The organism is Rahnella sp. RFA10(1/100), from assembly GCF_004195115.1.
Taxonomy (GTDB): domain Bacteria; phylum Pseudomonadota; class Gammaproteobacteria; order Enterobacterales; family Enterobacteriaceae; genus Rahnella; species Rahnella perminowiae.
Genome location: NZ_SEWR01000001.1, coordinates 1,272,797 through 1,285,828, shown reverse-complemented (window position 1 = coordinate 1,285,828; position 13,032 = coordinate 1,272,797). Strand labels below are relative to the sequence as shown.

Genomic DNA, 13,032 nt, shown 5'->3' with positions numbered 1-13,032 from the left:
GGCCTTTCGTGTTTGTGATTTCCGGAATCAGATCATTTTTTGCAGCGTCTCTTCAATCGCCATCCGCAACATGTCGCGGTCATGACGATAGGGCACATCACTGGCTTCGAGCGGGCTTTGAATAATCAGATGTTCAGCGGCGCTGCTGCCGATGTTGACTTTAGGCCCGACAATGGCGGCATCGGCGCGGCGGCCGATACGCTTCTCGATCATATCCAGTTTGTCATCCAGCGTCAGCGAGGCGGCGGCGACACTCAGTTCTTTCCCCAGATTTCCGATATACACGATATGCGCCCGGCTGCGGCGCAGCGCGGCTGTCATATCATTCATCAGTAATAATGGCATCAGGCTGGTAAAGAAACTGCCCGGCCCGATCAGGATCAGATTGGCTTCGGCGATTGCCTGTAACGCTTCCCGGGTAGCGGGCACCTGGGGTTCCAGCAGCAATTCACGCGGTATTTGTGCCAGTTTATCGACGTTCACTTCGCCGTGGACATGTTCACCATTGGCATCAATCGCGGCCAGATCGGCGGGTTGTTCGGACATCGGGATCAATTCTGCGTCAACTTTCAGCAGGCTGCGCACCAGATTGATCGCCTCAAGCGGGCGTACGGTGAGGTGATCCAGCGCACGCAGCATCAGATTGCCAAGATTATGGCCATCCAGTTCGCCCTGGCCGCTGAAACGGTATTCGAACATCGCCGATGCCAGGCTCGGTTCGGTGATCAACTGATTCAGGCAATTGCGCATATCGCCCCAGGCGATGCCGCCAACGGAACGGCGGATACGGCCGGTTGAACCGCCGTTATCGGTGGTGGTGACAATGCCAGTCAGACGCGGGCCTAGCAGCGAAAGTGAAGACATCACCCGGCCCAGCCCGTGCCCTCCGCCTAACGCCACCACCCGGTCGAGGTCAGCTAATGTTCGATTGCGCATGGTTTTCCTTTCAAATGGGGAGCGGCGGGTTTACCTCGTTTTCCAGCGGCGGATTTTACCTAATATTGCAACAAGATGTTACCCCTTCTCGCCACTCTGAGAACATTAAAAACCCGATGCTTTTGGCATTGAAAATGCTGCCTTTTGTTGTGAAATATCGTTATATATCAAAATACATAACGAAAAACCACCTTGGCGAACGGGACTTTGCGGCGTTAGAATATGCTCCGTTACCCCGTATTCATTATCGCTCCGCTACGGACCGGATGAATCAACTCCTAGCCCTGGTTCCTAAGTTGTTTTTCTGACGTCGTTCCCGCAGAAACAATATGGAGCCCTGGCCGTGACACTATGTCACCAGGGTGCACGGCAGAAATGCCCGCATCTCCCGTATTTGGAAAGGTGTTAAGGTGCTTCAACTTACTGATGCTTTTGCCCGCAAGTTTTATTACTTGCGGCTGTCGATCACTGATGTGTGCAATTTCCGTTGCACCTATTGTCTGCCGGATGGCTATAAGCCGCACGGACACAGCAATAAAAGTTTTCTCTCGCTCGATGAAATCCGTCGGGTCAGCCGTGCGTTCGCCAATCTGGGAACAGAAAAAGTGCGTCTGACCGGTGGAGAACCTTCGCTGCGCCGCGATTTCTGCGAAATCATTGCCGCAGTGCGCGAAAACCCCTCCATTAAAACTCTGGCAGTGACCACCAATGGTTACCGTATGGCGCGTGATATTGCGAAATGGCGCGACGCGGGTCTCACCAATATCAACGTCAGCGTTGACAGTCTCGATGCCCGCCAGTTTCATGCCATCACCGGGCAGGATAAATTCCGCGAGGTTATGGCTGGCATTGATGCTGCTTTTGACGCCGGTTTTAGCAAAGTAAAAGTCAATACCGTGCTGATGCGCGATGTGAATCATGCCAGTCTGAATACCTTCCTCGCGTGGATTAAAACCCGCCCGATCCAGTTACGTTTTATCGAACTGATGGAAACCGGCGACGGGGGTGACCTGTTCCGCAAACACCATATCTCCGGTGAAGTGCTGCGCGAACAGCTGGTGCATCAGGGCTGGCAGTTGCAGCTTCGCTCACGCAGCGACGGCCCCGCGCAGGTATTTAGCCATCCGGATTATCTGGGTGAAATTGGTCTGATCATGCCGTACGAAAAAGATTTCTGCGTCAGTTGCAACCGGCTGCGGGTATCGGCCATCGGCAATCTGCATTTATGTCTTTTCGGCGAGCAGGGTATTCCGCTGCGTGATTTATTAGCCGACGACATGCAGCAGGACGATCTGATGGATCGCATTCAGGGGGGCCTCAGTCGTAAAAAACAGACCCACTTCCTGCATGAAGGCAATACCGGGATCACCCAGAATCTGTCGTTTATCGGCGGCTGAATCCGGTAGTAATCGTTTAAGGAGCAAACTGATGAGCAAAGCCAGTAAAGCGTTTTTGCCGTTATCTGTGGCGATTATGACGGTGTCTGACCGTCGTACTGACGCGGAAGACACGTCCGGGCATTACCTGAAAGAAGCCGTCACCGAAGGCGGCCACCATGTCGTCGCACAGCAAATCGTCAAAGAAAACATTTACAGTATCCGTGCCGTGGTTTCCGCATGGATTGCAGATGAAAAAATCCAGGCGATTCTGATCAACGGAGGCACGGGTTTTAGTGCAGGCAACAATACGCCGGAAGCACTGAAGCCCTTGTTTGACCGTGAAATCGAAGGCTTCGGTGAGCTGTTCCGCATGGTGTCGTTTGAAGATATCGGTACCTCGACCATTCAGTCGCGCGCCATAGGTGGCATTGCCAACCAGACGGTGATTTTCGCCATGCCCGGTTCAACCCGCGCCTGCCAGACCGCCTGGGATAACATCATTGAAGCGCAGCTTGATGCCCGTCAGGGGCCGTGTAATTTCACTCCACATTTGAAGAAATAAGTATGTCTGAACTGACTCATATTAATGCATCCGGCGATGCTCACATGGTGGATGTCTCCGGCAAGGCGGAAACTGTTCGTGAAGCCCGTGCGGAAGCCTTTGTTGAAATGGCTGCCGACACGCTGGCGATGATCATTAACGGCAATCATCACAAAGGTGATGTATTTGCCACGGCGCGTATCGCAGGTATTCAGGCCGCGAAAAAGACCTGGGATCTGATCCCGTTGTGTCATCCGCTGTTGCTGACCAAAGTAGAAGTGACTCTGGAAGCACAACCGGAGCATAACCGCGTGCGTATCGAGTCACGCTGCCGTCTGAGCGGGAAAACCGGGGTGGAAATGGAAGCGCTGACGGCGGCTTCCGTCGCGGCGCTGACTATCTATGACATGTGTAAAGCGGTTCAGAAAGATATGGTGATCGGCCCGATCCGTCTGCTGGAAAAAAGTGGCGGTAAATCAGGCGACTTTAAGGCGGTACTATGATTGATATTTTATTCTTCGCACAGGTGCGCGAACTGACCGGCACCTCCAGCCTGCAACTTCCTGCAGATTTTGCCACGGTGGAAGCGTTACGGGCTGCGCTTACCGGACGGGGAGAACGCTGGGCACTGGCGCTGGAATCAGGAAAATTACTGGTGGCGGTTAACCAGACGCTAACCACGATGGCGCATCCGTTGCGCGCGGGTGATGAAGTGGCGTTCTTCCCGCCGGTGACCGGAGGCTGAGATGGATCAGACGAAAATTGTTGTTGATGCTGCGCCGTTCAGCGTGGGTGATGAATACAACTGGCTGGCGCAATCCGACGCCGACGGTGCTGTTGTCACGTTTACCGGCAAAGTGCGTAACCACAATCTGGGCAGTCATGTCAGTGCCTTAACGCTGGAGCATTACCCGGGCATGACCGAAAAAGCGCTGGCCGAGATTATTGCCGAAGCCCGTAACCGCTGGCCGCTGCAACGCGTGTCGGTTTATCACCGCATCGGGCCGATGTATCCGGGCGATGAAATTGTGTTTGTCGGTGTGACCAGTGCACATCGCGGCATGGCATTCGAAGCCAATGAATTCATTATGGATCACCTGAAAACCCGCGCGCCATTCTGGAAGCGAGAAGCCACGCAAGAGGGGGACCGCTGGGTCGATGCCCGTGACAGCGATAAACAGGCGGCGGCCCGCTGGTAAATAGCATCTCAACCGCACGCAGACCTTCCATGCTTTTCTTCCTATCTGTGATACGCTTTAAAAATCGGGAGGCTGTTTTGGCCTCATTTTTCATCCTCCATGCAAAAGGGTAATCATCATGGATCGATATCCACGCAGTAACGGTTCAATTGTTGAACGCGCGAACACCGGCATTCAGGCGTACATGGCGCAAGTGTATGGCTGGATGTTCTGTGGTTTGCTGCTGACGGCATTTGTGGCCTGGTATGCTTCCGGCTCTGAAAAAATCATGAGCTTTGTTTTCTCAAGCCAGATTACTTTCTTCGGTTTAATTATCGCGCAGCTGGCGCTGGTCTTTGTGATTTCCGGTATGGTGAACCGTCTGAGCGGCACCGTGGCCACCGGTTTGTTCATGCTATATTCCGCACTGACCGGTCTGACGCTTTCCAGCATTTTTCTGGTCTACACCGGTGATTCAATTTTCGGAACGTTTATCGTGGCCGCCGGTATGTTTGGCGCGATGAGTGTCTACGGTTATGTGACCAAACGTGACCTGACCGGTATCGGCAGCATGTTATTCATGGCGCTGATTGGTCTGGTGCTGGCCTCACTGGTAAACATGTGGCTGAAAAGCTCCGGCCTTGCGAATATCATTTCGTACGCCGGTGTGCTGATTTTCGTCGGCCTGACCGCGTATGACACGCAGAAGCTGAAAAACATGGGTGCGCAGTTGTCAGAGGATGACCGTGATAACTTCCGTAAATACTCGATTGTTGGCGCGCTGACGCTGTACCTTGATTTCATCAACCTGTTCCTGATGTTGTTGCGGATTTTCGGCAACCGTCGTTAAGGTTTTTGATTTCAAACGATTGAGAGGGACACTGAGAAGTGTCCCTTTTTTTATGCCTGCTGGTGAGGCTTTTTACTCCCTCCCCTGCGAAGGGGAGGGGCAAATCAAACCCTGATCCTTCCCGTCGGCACCTGCCGGAAACTCCACCACACCTGCACTGTGTTGAACAACACCAGAATCGCCGTCACGATAAACACCCACCGGAAGCCGAGCAGGGCAGAAGCACTTGAGCCAATCAAGGGGCCCACCACATTCCCGAGATACATAAACGACTGGTTGTAACCGAATATCCGGCCGGTAACCTGATCACTGCTGTATTTCACCAGCAATGCCTGCACTGCGGGCATCAGTGCACCGTCGCCGAAACCGAGCATGAAACGCAGGATCCCCAGTTGAGTAGGCGTATTAATCAGTGACATCAGGCAGAACAGAATGAAGCAAAAAACCAGCGCAGCAATCAAAATGCGGTGCGCGCCAATGCGGTCGCCGAGTTTGCCGAGTTTCGGTGCGGCCATCAGCGCGGAAACGCCCGGTACAGCGGCGATCACACCACTGATAAAGGCGATATTGCTGGTATCCGATGACAGTTCGCGGATAAACAGCGTCAGAATCGGGCTGATGGAGCCGTTCGCCAGTTGGATCATCATGGTAGTGACGAACAGGCTGATAATCAGCCATGGATAAGGCAGCGTGGTGAAGACTGCTTTACCGCTCAGGCGGTTGGCTTTGGTAACCGGCACCACGCGTTCTTTAATTAAAAATAATGTGATGAGGAAGCTGATAAACAGCATGCCGCTGGTGACGAAAAACACCGTGCGCAGGCCGAGATGGTCGGCCATAAAACCGCCGAGCAGCGGGCCGATAATCACGCCGGATACCTGGCCTGTAGACAGCGTACCCAGCGCCCAGCCACTTTTATCACGCGGCACCTGTGAGGCGACCAGCGCCATTGCGTTCGGAATATACCCGGATGTCAGCCCCATCAGTGTGCGCAAAATGAAAAGCTGCCAGACGTTGGTGGCGAACCCCTGCAACATCATGACAATTGCCATACCCAGCGCGGCACGCAGCAACATCAGTTTACGACCTTTGCGGTCTGCCAGGCTGCCCCACAAGGGCGCAACGACGGCGGAAACCAGGAACGTGCCACTGAATACCAGCCCTGACCACAGGCTCAGGGACTCATGAGACGTGACGCCAAGCTGTTCGATGTAAAGCGGTAAAAAAGGCAGGATCTGACTCATCGCCATGCCGGTGAAAAAACAGCCCAGCCAGACGGAGATTAAATTTACTTTCCAGGTTTCCATGTTGCAGCGATGTGGCCTTATGGACAGAGGAGTGAGAGAAAAGAAGCATAGCAATCAAATCTGTGAAGTGGAGCGCAAAAAGTGGGAACCCATTCATCAGCTTTATAATTGATTATCCTGTATCAAAGTTTCGGATTATCGCGGCAGATTATATGGCCTGAATTTGTTACCAGAGTCTGCGGCTGTAACCGTCAGTTACAGCCGCAACGGAGATAACTTCACGCAGCGCGGCGTTTTGTGCTAGTATCGACGCAACTGGCGCACTGCAGTTTGTGCCGAATCCTCGTGGTAATGCCTCATTTGCCTCGTCTGATCATCCACTCTTGAAACTGCACCGAACCCCGTTCGGGTTAGAGTGGACTGGAGCTTTTCCTTATATGTCATTTGATTCCCTCGGCTTAAGTGCCGAAATTTTGCGTGCTGTTGAAGAACAGGGCTATCGCGAACCTACACCTATCCAGCGTCAGGCTATTCCTGTCGTGCTGGAAGGTCGTGACCTGATGGCGAGTGCGCAGACCGGTACCGGTAAAACCGCTGGTTTTACTTTGCCGCTACTCAATATGCTCAGCCATACCAACGCGCAATTCAAAGGACGTCGCCCGGTTCGTGCGCTGATCCTGACCCCAACCCGTGAGCTTGCGGCGCAGATTGGTGAAAACGTTCAGGCTTACAGCAAATACCTGACCCTGCGTTCGCTGGTGGTATTTGGTGGGGTGAGCATCAACCCGCAGATGATGAAACTGCGCGGTGGTGTAGATGTGCTGATTGCAACGCCGGGTCGTTTGCTGGATCTGGAACATCAGCGTGCTGTTGATTTATCTCAGGTTGAAATTCTGGTGCTGGACGAAGCCGACCGCATGCTGGACATGGGCTTTATTCACGACATCCGTCGCGTGCTGGCGAAACTGCCTGCCAGGCGCCAGAACCTGCTGTTCTCGGCTACCTTCTCTGATGAGATTAAAGGTCTGGCGAGCAAGTTGCTGACCAACCCGGCTTCTGTCGAAGTTGCACGTCGCAACACCGCTTCTGCGCAAATTGAACAAAGCGTTCATTTTGTTGATAAGAAACGTAAAAGAGAATTGCTGTCTCAGATGATCGGTGAAGGCGACTGGAAACAGGTGCTGGTATTCAACCGTACCAAACATGGTGCAAACCATTTGGCTGAGCAACTCAATAAAGATGGCATCACGGCTGCGGCTATTCATGGTAATAAAAGTCAGGGCGCACGTACCCGTGCACTGGCTGATTTTAAAGCCGGTTCTATTCGTGTTCTGGTGGCAACAGACATCGCTGCGCGGGGTCTGGATATTGATATGCTGCCGCACGTGGTCAACTATGAACTGCCAAACGTACCGGAAGATTACGTTCACCGTATTGGCCGTACCGGCCGTGCGGAAGCCACCGGTGAGGCGATTTCTCTGGTATGCGTAGACGAACACAAATTGCTGCGTGATATCGAACGCCTGCTGAAACGTGAAATTCCGCGCATTGCGCTGGAAGGCTACGAGCCAGATCCGAGCATTAAAGCTGAGCCGATCATCAATGGTCGTCAGGGCAACGGTGGCGGCGGTCGTGGCGCGCCTCGTCAGGGGCAGCGTCCGGGCGCACCACGTTCCGGTGCACCGCGTTCAGGCGCTCCGCGTCAGGGCGGCAACGGCCAGCGCAGCGGCACCTCTGAAAATCGTGGTTCAGAAAACCGTGGTTCTGCTGAAAACCGTCCGGCACGTTCGCGTCCTGCGCATGCAGGCCAGCGTCGCACCGGCAATGCAGGCAGCGGCAACAAATAAGTTTCCGGCTGCCCTGCAATCAAACCGCCTTCACCGGCGGTTTTTTTTCGTCTGTAATCTACCTGATGACATAAGCACAACGCCGCGCACCTTGCAAAATATGTTCGGTACGCTCGACGCTGGCGTTCAGCACATCGCTGAAGACATCACGTTCCGCCCGGCAAAATCCCTGACAGGTGGTTGCGGCAGCACAAATCGGGCAGTGATTTTCGACAAACAGATAACTGCCGTCCTCCTGCATTTTCCAGTCCGCCATGTAACCTTCCCGCGTGCGGATAGCCGTCAGCCGTTGTAGCTTTTCTTCCAGAGAATTCGCGCCATTCATTGCCTGCCGGTAATTTTCCAGCGTCTGGTTTTCGCGCGACGTGATCAGCTGATCCAATGCTGAATCGCCCAGTGAAGTGCGGATCAGTTGCAAAAGTTGTACGGTAAGATCCGCGTGGGCATCGGGGAATCGCGCATGGCCGGCGGCGGTCAGTTGCCAGAACTGTGCCGGGCGGCCGACACCTTGCGAAACGGCTCTGGCTTCCACCAGTCCTTCCTTTGCCAGCTTCACAAACTGTTGGCGCATGGCTTCGCCGGTAGTGCCGAGCAGATATCCGGCATCGCTGGCCTGAAGTTCTCCGCGGGTTTTCAGCAGCGTCAGTAATCGCTCTGCGACGCTTTGCCGGACGTCATTTTTATTTTCCAAGCCATTGCTTGACATATAGCCTCGACGGGTTCTAGATTACGTAAAACATATTCCAAGTATTTTCTTGGTTTAATCATATCATAACCACCACATGCTTCAATGCGTGGAAAGCACAAACTAAAGGGATGCAGAGAAAATGTCGGGAAGTCAGAACGGATGGGCGGATTTATTTAGTGCAGAAAACCGGGGCAGCGCCATCACCCTGAGCGCAGGCGTCGCCCTTTATGCGACTAACAGTTACATCGTTATCACGATCCTCCCTTCAGTCGTGCAGGATATCGGCGGGCTGGCGTGGTATGCATGGAATACCACATTGTATGTTGTGTGTTCCATTCTGGGTTCGGCGCTGTCAGCGCGGCTGATGCGGACCGCCGGACCCCGGGGCAGTTATCTGATGGCGACAGGTATTTTTATTGCCGGTGCTGCTATTTGCACGGCCGCGCCGAATATGCCGGTATTACTGCTTGGACGGGCATTGCAGGGCCTCGGTGGCGGATTCTTATTCGCACTGTCCTACGCGATGATCAATCTTTTGTTTAAAGAATCTCTCTGGCCGCGTGCGATGGCACTGATTTCGGCGATGTGGGGCATTGCGACGCTGGTCGGCCCGGCAGTAGGCGGTATTTTTGCTGAACTGCACGCCTGGCGCTGGGCATTTGGTTTGCTGTTGCCGGTCACGTCACTGTTCGGGCTGTGGGTATGGCGGATTTTACCGAAATCCCAGCGCGACAGGCAGCCGGAAGAGCCGTTGCCATTGATGCAACTGGCATTACTGACCGGTGCCGTGTTAGTGGTGTCGGCGGGCAGTTTGTCGTCCTCCGGCCTGATTAACCTGCTCGGTTTTGTGGTTGCCGTGGTGATGATTCTCGTCTTACGCCACCGCGAATTTACGGCGGATGTCAGGCTGCTGCCGCGTAACGCTTTACGTCGTTCCTCACCGCTCTATGGTCTGTATCTGGTGATGACATTGCTGATTATCGGCCTCGGCTGCGAACTGTTTGTGCCGTATCTGTTGCAACATTTACACGGTCAGACCCCGCTGGCAGCCGGATACATTACTGCCGCCGCAGCCGCAGGCTGGACATTAAGTGAAGTGGCGAGTTCCGGCTGGACCGGACGACGTGCGGACGGCGCGATTATCTGCGGGCCATTGATTCTGGCTACCGGTCTGCTTTTACTGCTGTTCACCGTGCCGGTCGCGTTTGGGCTGCCGTGGTTGAATATCAGTGGCGTGGTGCTCGGGCTGACGCTGGCCGGTTTTGGGATTGGCCTCGGCTGGCCGCATCTGCTGACCCGCGTACTGCAACAGGCACCGGAAGATGATCGCGAAAAAGCCGGGGCGTCGATAACCGTCGTGCAATCTTTCGCGGCGGCGCTCGGTGCGGCGTTAGCCGGAACGGTGGCTAACTTTGCAGGTGTTGATAAGGGGGATAATGGTGCAGCCAGCGCGGCATTCTGGATGTTCCTGCTGTTTGCGGTGCCTGCGCTTGTGGCGGTGTGGATTGCCTGGCGCTCCGTCAGGGTCAGACGCTTGCAGGGCGGGGCAAAACCGTCATTAAGCAGCGATTTATCTCAGGGGTAATTGCCCGGCGGCGGGCCTTGCGGTAATCTTGCGCGTCATTTTTAAGGGGTGAACTGCGATGCGCGTATTACTGGCTCCGATGGAAGGTGTGCTTGATCCTCTGGTCCGTGAACTTCTTACTGAAGTGAACGACTACGATTTGTGCATCACCGAGTTTTTGCGCGTGGTAGATCAGCTGCTTCCCGCCAAATCCTTCTATCGCCTGTGCCCTGAACTACATCACGCCAGCCGCACGCCTTCGGGCACATTAGTGCGCGTACAGTTACTGGGCCAATATCCGCAATGGCTGGCCGAAAACGCTGCCCGTGCGGTGGAACTGGGCTCTTATGGTGTCGATCTCAACTGCGGTTGCCCGTCCAAACTGGTTAACGGCAGCGGCGGCGGTGCGACATTACTCAAAGATCCTGAGCTGATTTACCAGGGTGCCAAAGCCATGCGTGCAGCCGTTCCCGCACATCTGCCGGTCACTGTGAAAGTGCGTCTCGGCTGGGATTCGCTGGAGCGCAGCATTGAAATTGCGGATGCCGTGCAGCAGGCCGGTGCAACGGAACTGACGGTGCACGGACGTACCAAGGAAGACGGCTACAAACCGGAGCGTATTAACTGGGCTGCGATTGGCGAAATCCGTCAGCGTCTGAGTATTCCTGTGATCGCTAACGGTGAAATCTGGGATTACGAAAGCGCTCAGGCCTGCCTGCAAACCACCGGGTGTGATGCGGTGATGCTCGGACGCGGTGCGCTGAATATTCCTAACCTCAGTCGTGTGGTGAAGTACAACGAACCGCGCATGCCGTGGCCGGACGTCATGACGCTGTTACAGAAATACACCCGTCTGGAAAAGCAGGGCGATACCGGTTTGTATCACGTTGCGCGCATCAAACAGTGGCTGAGTTATTTACGTAAAGAGTACGAAGAGGCGACAGAGTTATTTACTGAAGTGCGCGTGCTGAAGACGTCAAAGGAAATTGCCGGACGCATTAACCGGTGATCCCTGCCATGACTTCTCCACGCGGCAACGCTTATAAAGGGAGAAGTATCATGGAAAATAAAGACATTGGCCTGACCCACATCGCTTTTGCCGTCAAAGACCTGGATGCCAGCATCGCGTTCTACCAGCAGTTTGCTGACATGAAAGTGATCCACCGGCGCGGGGAAAAGGGCAGCAACGCCAGACCCGTCGCATGGCTGAGCGACATGACCCGCCATTTTGCTATCGTACTGGCTGAAGACCCGGACAATACCGACACCAGACTTGGCCCTTTCGGCCATCTCGGCGTCGCCTGCGCGACGAAAGAAGCCATGGACGCCAAACTTGCAGAAGCCCGTGCCGCAGGCGTTTTACGTAAGGAGCCCACAGATTCCGGCGCGCCGGTGGGATACTGGGCTTTTCTGGATGATCCGGATGGCAATACGCTTGAACTTTCATACGGGCAGGAAATAAGTTATCTGATCGACAATCAATAATATCCCCCTGTGTATCCCGAAGGGACGCTTTCTGAGTGTCCCTTTATTTTTTTCAGTGCCACCTTACGCAAGTGTTCACTTACTCGCCATTACAGAGTCTGCGGGTGCTGGTGACAGACTTTGTGACAAATAGAATTGAAAATTGCGGGTGCTAAGACTATTCGCCTCACTTATAATTCCGCCCGCTGTTACGACATATCTTAATGACAACTTTCTAAATACAGAGCAATGCATGTGAAAATCCGTCTTTTGGTTCTGAGCTTATTAGCCTTAAATACAGGCATGTTGTCTGCCCCGGCCGCCATTGCTGCAAAGCATGAACCGGCCGTCGCCCCGATTGTTCAAATCGCTTCCGGCAGTGCCATGGTGGTGGATCTGAAAAGCCACGAAGTGATTTATTCCCGAAATCCGGATGAGGTGAGGCCGATTGCCTCCCTGACCAAACTGATGACCGCGATGGTTACGCTGGATGCGAATCTGCCACTTGATGAAGTGATCAATATCGATATCAGCAATACGCCGGAAATGCGCGGTGTGTTCTCCCGCGTGAAACTGAACAGTGAAATTACCCGTCGTCAGATGATTCAGCTGGCGCTGATGTCCTCGGAAAACCGTGCTGCAGCCAGCCTCGCAGCGCATTATCCCGGGGGTTATTCTGCATTCATTAATGCCATGAATGCGAAAGCGAAATCGCTGGGCATGACCCATACGCATTACGTTGAACCGACAGGTTTGTCACCACGCAATGTTTCCACGGCGCGTGATTTAACGCGACTGCTGCTGGCTTCCCAGCGCTATCCGCTGATCGGTCAGCTGAGTACCACTGCTGAAAAAACGGCTGTTTTCAGCCATCCGGCGTATGCATTGCCGTTTCGTAATACTAACCATCTGATCATGAATCCGTCATGGAATATCCAGCTGACCAAAACCGGTTATACCGATGAAGCGGGGCATTGTCTGGCGATGCGTACCACCATTAACGGCAAGCCCGTGACGCTGGTCGTGATGGATGCCTTCGGTAAATTTACGGCTTTTGCGGATGCTAACCGTCTGCGCACCTGGATGGAAACCGGCAAAGCAGTGCCTGTTCCGCAGATTGCCAGGAACTACCGTAAGCAGAAAGAGCAGCAAAAAACCCAGCCTTCGGTCGAAGAGGCAGATGATTGAAATACCCGTCATACTTCAAGCCGCAGATGCGTTGGCTGCGCTCAGGCGCCCGAATTACTGACTTGATGTCAGCTCATCGGGACTCCCTGACTTGCCGCCTTTCTGCGACTCGAATTATTTAGGCTATTAATTAAACTGAAAAAGTCCGGT

Annotated in this window: 15 protein-coding genes and 1 riboswitch; of the genes, 12 read left to right on the top strand and 3 right to left on the bottom strand. The window is 54.0% G+C overall.

The window, feature by feature from the left end; translation table 11 throughout:
- Positions 1-27: 27 nt before the first annotated feature.
- Positions 28-936 (bottom strand): uridine diphosphate-N-acetylglucosamine-binding protein YvcK, encoded by a 909-nt coding sequence (gene yvcK, locus ETV65_RS05865; protein ID WP_129951965.1) that lies wholly within the window; start codon positions 934-936, stop codon positions 28-30.
- On the opposite strand from yvcK, the gene ETV65_RS24900 reads away from it, so the two are divergent.
- The 7 genes from ETV65_RS24900 (at position 921) to ETV65_RS05835 (ending at position 4,884) form a co-directional block, all read left to right on the top strand.
- Entirely contained in the window at positions 921-1,244 is a 324-nt protein-coding gene (locus ETV65_RS24900) for a hypothetical protein (RefSeq protein WP_165383700.1), read from the top strand. The genes yvcK and ETV65_RS24900 overlap by 16 nt on opposite strands.
- Positions 1,200-1,357: riboswitch (molybdenum cofactor riboswitch) on the top strand. Its footprint overlaps the gene before it by 45 nt.
- Positions 1,347-2,333 (top strand): GTP 3',8-cyclase MoaA, encoded by a 987-nt coding sequence (gene moaA, locus ETV65_RS05860; RefSeq protein WP_129951964.1) that lies wholly within the window; start codon positions 1,347-1,349, stop codon positions 2,331-2,333. (Overlaps the previous riboswitch by 11 nt.)
- Before the next feature lie 31 nt (positions 2,334-2,364).
- Positions 2,365-2,877: a molybdenum cofactor biosynthesis protein B gene (gene moaB / locus ETV65_RS05855; RefSeq protein ID WP_129951963.1), complete on the top strand. Its 513-nt coding sequence runs from the start codon at positions 2,365-2,367 to the stop codon at positions 2,875-2,877.
- Positions 2,878-2,879: 2 nt separating this feature from the next.
- A complete protein-coding gene (gene moaC, locus ETV65_RS05850; protein ID WP_129951962.1) occupies positions 2,880-3,359 on the top strand; it encodes a cyclic pyranopterin monophosphate synthase MoaC in 480 nt (159 codons plus the stop codon).
- On the top strand, positions 3,356-3,601 hold the full coding sequence (gene moaD, locus ETV65_RS05845) for a molybdopterin synthase sulfur carrier subunit (RefSeq protein ID WP_129951961.1): 246 nt from the start codon (positions 3,356-3,358) through the stop codon (positions 3,599-3,601). The genes moaC and moaD overlap by 4 nt, the downstream gene beginning before the upstream one ends.
- A gap of 1 nt (position 3,602) precedes the next feature.
- Positions 3,603-4,055, top strand: a complete 453-nt coding sequence (moaE, locus tag ETV65_RS05840) for a molybdopterin synthase catalytic subunit MoaE (RefSeq protein ID WP_129951960.1) — start codon at positions 3,603-3,605, stop codon at positions 4,053-4,055.
- A gap of 118 nt (positions 4,056-4,173) precedes the next feature.
- Positions 4,174-4,884 (top strand): Bax inhibitor-1/YccA family protein, encoded by a 711-nt coding sequence (locus tag ETV65_RS05835; RefSeq protein ID WP_129951959.1) that lies wholly within the window; start codon positions 4,174-4,176, stop codon positions 4,882-4,884.
- Positions 4,885-4,988: 104 nt separating this feature from the next.
- On the opposite strand, the gene mdtG is transcribed toward ETV65_RS05835, so the two are convergent.
- Complete coding sequence (gene mdtG, locus ETV65_RS05830; RefSeq protein ID WP_129951958.1) at positions 4,989-6,191, bottom strand: multidrug efflux MFS transporter MdtG; 1,203 nt, start codon at positions 6,189-6,191, stop codon at positions 4,989-4,991.
- A 377-nt stretch (positions 6,192-6,568) separates the two neighbouring features.
- Here mdtG and rhlE point away from each other — a divergent pair, with 377 nt between their 5' ends.
- The gene (gene rhlE / locus ETV65_RS05825) at positions 6,569-7,978 is read left to right on the top strand and encodes an ATP-dependent RNA helicase RhlE (RefSeq protein ID WP_129951957.1); all 1,410 of its coding nucleotides are present in this window, start codon (positions 6,569-6,571) and stop codon (positions 7,976-7,978) included.
- A 58-nt stretch (positions 7,979-8,036) separates the two neighbouring features.
- Here rhlE and ETV65_RS05820 read toward each other — a convergent pair whose 3' ends face one another.
- Complete coding sequence (locus ETV65_RS05820; protein WP_129951955.1) at positions 8,037-8,684, bottom strand: metalloregulator ArsR/SmtB family transcription factor; 648 nt, start codon at positions 8,682-8,684, stop codon at positions 8,037-8,039.
- Between the two features lie 121 nt (positions 8,685-8,805).
- Here ETV65_RS05820 and ETV65_RS05815 point away from each other — a divergent pair, with 121 nt between their 5' ends.
- The 4 genes from ETV65_RS05815 to pbpG all read left to right on the top strand — a co-directional run bounded on the left by ETV65_RS05815 (position 8,806) and on the right by pbpG (position 12,882).
- Complete coding sequence (locus tag ETV65_RS05815; RefSeq protein WP_129951953.1) at positions 8,806-10,251, top strand: MFS transporter; 1,446 nt, start codon at positions 8,806-8,808, stop codon at positions 10,249-10,251.
- A gap of 58 nt (positions 10,252-10,309) precedes the next feature.
- Entirely contained in the window at positions 10,310-11,239 is a 930-nt protein-coding gene (gene dusC, locus ETV65_RS05810; protein WP_129951951.1) for a tRNA dihydrouridine(16) synthase DusC, read from the top strand.
- Between the two features lie 50 nt (positions 11,240-11,289).
- On the top strand, positions 11,290-11,715 hold the full coding sequence (locus ETV65_RS05805; RefSeq protein ID WP_129951949.1) for a VOC family protein: 426 nt from the start codon (positions 11,290-11,292) through the stop codon (positions 11,713-11,715).
- A gap of 228 nt (positions 11,716-11,943) precedes the next feature.
- Positions 11,944-12,882 carry a D-alanyl-D-alanine endopeptidase gene (gene pbpG, locus ETV65_RS05800; protein ID WP_165383699.1) on the top strand — a complete coding sequence of 313 codons (939 nt, stop codon included), beginning with the start codon at positions 11,944-11,946 and terminating at the stop codon, positions 12,880-12,882.
- Positions 12,883-13,032 lie beyond the last annotated feature (150 nt).

Coding starts and splice junctions, on each gene's coding strand:
- ETV65_RS24900 (WP_165383700.1), top strand. CDS start 921: ATGTTCGATTGCGCATGGTTTTCCTTTCAAATGGGGAGCGGCGGGTTT.
- yvcK (WP_129951965.1), bottom strand. CDS start 936: ATGCGCAATCGAACATTAGCTGACCTCGACCGGGTGGTGGCGTTAGGC.
- moaB (WP_129951963.1), top strand. CDS start 2,365: ATGAGCAAAGCCAGTAAAGCGTTTTTGCCGTTATCTGTGGCGATTATG.
- moaC (WP_129951962.1), top strand. CDS start 2,880: ATGTCTGAACTGACTCATATTAATGCATCCGGCGATGCTCACATGGTG.
- moaD (WP_129951961.1), top strand. CDS start 3,356: ATGATTGATATTTTATTCTTCGCACAGGTGCGCGAACTGACCGGCACC.
- moaE (WP_129951960.1), top strand. CDS start 3,603: ATGGATCAGACGAAAATTGTTGTTGATGCTGCGCCGTTCAGCGTGGGT.
- ETV65_RS05835 (WP_129951959.1), top strand. CDS start 4,174: ATGGATCGATATCCACGCAGTAACGGTTCAATTGTTGAACGCGCGAAC.
- mdtG (WP_129951958.1), bottom strand. CDS start 6,191: ATGGAAACCTGGAAAGTAAATTTAATCTCCGTCTGGCTGGGCTGTTTT.
- rhlE (WP_129951957.1), top strand. CDS start 6,569: ATGTCATTTGATTCCCTCGGCTTAAGTGCCGAAATTTTGCGTGCTGTT.
- ETV65_RS05820 (WP_129951955.1), bottom strand. CDS start 8,684: ATGTCAAGCAATGGCTTGGAAAATAAAAATGACGTCCGGCAAAGCGTC.
- ETV65_RS05815 (WP_129951953.1), top strand. CDS start 8,806: ATGTCGGGAAGTCAGAACGGATGGGCGGATTTATTTAGTGCAGAAAAC.
- dusC (WP_129951951.1), top strand. CDS start 10,310: ATGCGCGTATTACTGGCTCCGATGGAAGGTGTGCTTGATCCTCTGGTC.
- ETV65_RS05805 (WP_129951949.1), top strand. CDS start 11,290: ATGGAAAATAAAGACATTGGCCTGACCCACATCGCTTTTGCCGTCAAA.
- pbpG (WP_165383699.1), top strand. CDS start 11,944: ATGCATGTGAAAATCCGTCTTTTGGTTCTGAGCTTATTAGCCTTAAAT.